The 4,565-nt window shown below is 33.9% G+C and carries 4 protein-coding genes and 1 pseudogene; all 5 read right to left on the bottom strand.

Going from position 1 to position 4,565, the window contains the following annotated elements; all coding sequences use genetic code 11:
* Positions 1 to 423 (bottom strand): annotated as a pseudogene (locus tag LW137_RS06975) (lipase); the annotation flags it as partial.
* 2 nt (positions 424 to 425) lie between these two features.
* Positions 426 to 2,252 (bottom strand): alpha/beta hydrolase family protein, encoded by a 1,827-nt coding sequence (locus tag LW137_RS06970; protein WP_233034877.1) that lies wholly within the window; start codon positions 2,250 to 2,252, stop codon positions 426 to 428.
* Positions 2,249 to 2,887, bottom strand: coding sequence for a hypothetical protein (locus LW137_RS06965; RefSeq protein WP_233034875.1), 639 nt, complete (start codon positions 2,885 to 2,887; stop codon positions 2,249 to 2,251). Before LW137_RS06965 ends, LW137_RS06970 begins: the two co-directional genes overlap by 4 nt.
* 212 nt (positions 2,888 to 3,099) lie before the next feature.
* Entirely contained in the window at positions 3,100 to 3,666 is a 567-nt protein-coding gene (locus LW137_RS06960) for a hypothetical protein (RefSeq protein WP_233034873.1), read from the bottom strand.
* A gap of 66 nt (positions 3,667 to 3,732) precedes the next feature.
* Positions 3,733 to 4,416 carry a hypothetical protein gene (locus tag LW137_RS06955; RefSeq protein WP_233034871.1) on the bottom strand — a complete coding sequence of 228 codons (684 nt, stop codon included), beginning with the start codon at positions 4,414 to 4,416 and terminating at the stop codon, positions 3,733 to 3,735.
* Positions 4,417 to 4,565 lie beyond the last annotated feature (149 nt).

Raw genomic sequence — 4,565 nt, 5'->3', positions numbered from 1 at the left:
GTGGAAGAAGAGCTTGGGTTTATATCTCTTAAGCTCTTCGATGCTCTCTGTAAGCTCTAAACGCTTCTTGATCTCTTCAAAAACTTTCTCACAATCTAAGTTATCAAATTGCTTTGCAAAGATATAAAGTTCCTTATCTTCTTGATTGACATAGATTGTTGAGCTCATTGAATTGATTTTGTTTTCGCTTAAAGTAAAATCTTCTTTGATATAAAAGCTAGTGCATTTTTGATCATATAAGAAGTTTGCCATCTGTTTTTTCTTGGCTTTGAAAAACTCTGAATTTTCTTTATTCAAGGCACATATTGCAAAATTAGAGTGATAGGAATAGCACTCATAAAGAGAATCTTTATCTAGAAATTTTCCATTTTCATCTTGGATCTCAAAAGGCAGAGCCTTATAAAGTGATCTTTTGTCTTCCATAATTACTCTCCCATTTTTTCTATATCGTGTTTATCAATAATCTTGGTATATATTTTAAAGGCATCAAGCATCATAAACGCATCATAGATATTGTTTGTATCTATTTCTCCAAAGTCTCTGATATCAATGATTTCTTTTAGATTTTGTTCTCCAAAAGAGATTTCTACCTTTTTTTCTAAATATGATTTTTTCTTTTTTAATACATAAAAAATCTCTTGAAGATAGGCAAGTAGATAGATTTTGTCGCTCTTGCGTTTCAAGAGCTTCTTTCCAGAGATGAGAGTGAGGAGAACTTGTGCATAAGAGTTAAGATAATCCAAAGCATTTGCTATTTTTCCACAAAGCTCTTGTTTGTTTGCATTGTCCTTTTGCTTGAGAAGATAGTCATAAAAATAAGTGATTTGTAAAATGCTCTTCATAAAGTGACTTTCATAAAAGAATTTTTGCAATCCCCTAACATACAAAAGATGAAGTTTGTCTGTATTGGTGTAGTCATATTTATTTTTTATAGGCAATCCATACTTATAAAGTCCCAAATCAGAAATGACAGAAGAGGTTGCTTCTTTGGCTTGTATCCAATTTCTCATAAAAGAATCCACTAAAGGAATGGGCTCAGAAATCGTATCAACATGATGAATCTCTATACTTACACTGTCTTTTGAGCTTTCTTTGAGATGTTTGGAGCACTGCTCCAAATCTTTTTCTTCTACAGATTCTCGTAGTTTTTCTTCATAGACAATATAATCCTCTAAACTCTCCTGTGGTGTGCAATAAGCTACACAATTTTCCATTATCCTTCTTGTGAAGCCTTGGTGTTCAAGTTTTGAGGATGATTTCTTTCTCAATCTACCTATAACTCTAATTGTTCTGATAAATACATTGATCAAACTTGCTCCTACTCCCCCAAATCCAGGAGCATTGTAGGTATAAAGTGAGGAAATGTATTGATCCTCAGTTGCGATACAAAAACACTGTGCTAAATGTCCTCCTAAAGAATGCCCTATAAGATTGAGCTTAAACTCTTCTTTTTTGGTGAGCTTTCTAAGAAGATCAAAGATCACTTCACGATGCTCAATAAGTGAAATAGATTGAGGATTTGCACTCAGCAGAAGAGGGTTTTTAAGTCCACTATATTCTTGCTCTTTTAGGCTTTCCCATCCAATCACTGCCAAAATCAATTGATTATAAGAGCTAACAGCAAGTTCTTTATTTGATGACATATCTTGAAAAATCCTTTTCAATGAGCCCGATTCTGTTCCACGAAAAGCTAAGATATATTTCTCCCCTTCATTCTTTGCCCAAGTATCCAAAAACAAAGTAGCAGAATAGCCCGAGGAAGTATTTTTCTGATGATGTAAAACTTCATAGCGAGAAACAAAGGCTTTAGTGCGATAGGAAAGGAAGTGGGAGGTTTTTTCTTCAGGCATCTTTTCTTTTTGGGTGCTGACTTTGATTTCTTGGTATTCAAGTGCAGGAGTTTTTTTATCTCGTTTGATGAAGTTTTGAATTGTGTTATTGATCTCTTTAGCTTCTTCATTTTCATCTAGTTTGATGAATTGATCTTTTGCAAATCTAGCTTCAATGGCTAGGGCATAAGCTGTGGGTTGGCCTTGTTTTCTATAGATTTCTTTGTAGTCTTTTTCTAGCTCATACCCCCTCTTAATTCCATCTGCATAAATCCATCTTGCAGGAGGTTTTGTTCTGTGTTGAACTTCCCATTCATCATCTCTAACCTTAAACTCCTTATTCTCTTCTATATAATGAAGCAAAGCATAACTTGCATCGGCTACATTTGCATAGTCTTTGATTTTTGTGATTTGTTCTTTCATCTCCATCCCTCATATTCTTTCTCTACCTTTTCAAACTTCCCATTTCTAAGTTCAAAGGTATTAGATCCTCCAATTTGAATCAAAACATTATTAGTCAGTCTAAAACCTGCCCCCTCATCTCCAAAGAGTCCATATTGGGTATAGATATCTAAAATATCTGTATAGATTGTGATAATGACTTTTTTTCCATCCCCACACTCATAAAAGCTTGTAGTTCTTAAAGAAAGCTTAAGCTTTTTATATGCTTCTTCCCCTACAAACTCTTTAATTTTCTCATAATAGGGTTCAAAGTATTCTCTATAAGGTCCAAAAGCTTGATTGTGATATGTGCACCCATTGGAGAGGATTTGGGGGAGAATTGAATCAACATAGGTGAAGTCTACAAATTGAGTTTTCTCTCCTATTTTTATTTCTTCTCCAAGATATTTATCCATATATTCCCTCCTCTCTCTCTCCCTTTTCTTTATCTCCTCTCTAAACTCAGGATAAAACACATACACCCCTCCATACTTTTCACTAAGCTTTTCTTTTTTGATATAACTTGGCATTAAACGCACAAAAAATCCATCATTCCACAACCACAACATCCCAATCGCTAAAACAAAGATTCCAAATAGTTTCATTATTGTTCTCATCTAAGTAACCTTTTTCATTCCTCTTGCTCTTTTGTTTAATTGTGCCAAATCTCTTCCCAAAGAATGCTTTATAAGATTAAGCTAAACTCAATTCTCTTCTATGTAATGAAGCAAAGCATAACTTGCATCAGCTACATTTGCCATATCATAAAATCTTTGAAGGAGTTGCAAATCTGCTTCTTGAAGATCGTGTTTCATTTTTGTTCCTATATTTAAAAAGATAAAAACCTTTCATTTCTCTTGTAATTTTTACACTCTAATTTTTCTTTCTTAAAACTTGTTCCAAAACCCCCATCTTTAGAACTAAAATAGAGCGAGAGAATGAATGTTGAGTATAAATAAGTAGTTGTTGTTGCAAAATGTGCATTGTCATAGTATTCCTGAGATGTATAAGCCTCTCCCCACCAAGTCTTTTGGCTTGAAATTTGACTTTTCCATAGGGATGAATAAAATTTTTTATCTATTTGCTTGGAATAAACATATTTTTTATTATTTTCATCTTTTAGTTTGTTTAATTCGCGATAGTTTATGTAGATGTCCCAATAATCCCGATTGTAAATCTTGGGTTGAGGCAGTTGAGTGCATTGATATTTAAACACATAATAAGCAGGATTAAGAAAGCGTAGAGAGATTCCATTAAGAAGCCAAAAATACGTCCCCACCAACAAACAACTCCACCAAAACCACCCCCAAAACTTCTCTTTCTTCTGAGAAACTAAAACATAGCTAATCAACATCAAAAATATTGGAACTACAATAACAAGTGAAAGCCAAATCACCATACACTCCTTTTTGCGATTTTGTAGAGTTGTAAAATTACTTTAATATTGCATACCTTTAAGAGTTTAATCATAATTTTTGCATTCCCATATTTCTTCTTGAAACCTAAAACTAAAATCCTGATTGTTTAGCCCAGTATCAATTGAGAAGGTATGGGTTGGATAGATATAAGTAGTCGTAGTTGCAAAATGTATATCATCATAGTATTGCTCATCAATCCTGATTTTGCCCCAAGAAGTTTCCTTGATTGTGTGTTGAGTTTTCCAAAGATTTGCATAAAATTTTTTGCCTAGTTTTTTTGAATCATGGAAGAATAAATGTTTTTCCGTGTCTGCTTGAAGTTTGAGTGAATGCAAATCTATATAAATATCCCAATATTCTTGATTGTAAATTTGAGGTTGTGGAAGTTGTGTGCATTGGTTTTTGAACTCATAATATTTGGGATCAAGAAAATAAAAGGAGATTCCATAAAGAAGCCAAAAATACGTCCCCACCAATAAACCACTCCACCAAAACCACCCCCAAAACTTCTTTTTCTTCTTGGCAACTAGCACGTAGCTTATAAGCATTAAGCATATTGGAGTGATTGTCAGAAGAAAACCTAGCGTCAATGAAGAGAAATACACTCCCGCCAACAAACAACTCCACCAAAACCACCCCCAAAACTTCTCTTTTTTCTGAGAAACTAAAACATAGCTAATCAACATCAAAAATATTGGAATCACAATAACAAGTGAAAACCAAATCACGATACGCTCCTTTTGTTGTATTTTGTCTCTGTTTGAATCATAGAAGCATATTCTTGCAAAGGCACTCCCTCACCATTAAACTTCTTTTGTGATAAAGCCAAAGGAGGAATGAGAACAACTTGTGTGCAAGGTCCTCCCATCACAAAGGA

Source organism: Helicobacter kayseriensis (assembly GCF_021300655.1).
GTDB classification, from domain to species: domain Bacteria; phylum Campylobacterota; class Campylobacteria; order Campylobacterales; family Helicobacteraceae; genus Helicobacter_G; species Helicobacter_G kayseriensis.
The sequence above is the reverse complement of the archived record's forward strand: the minus strand, read 5'-3'. Positions and strand labels throughout refer to the sequence as shown.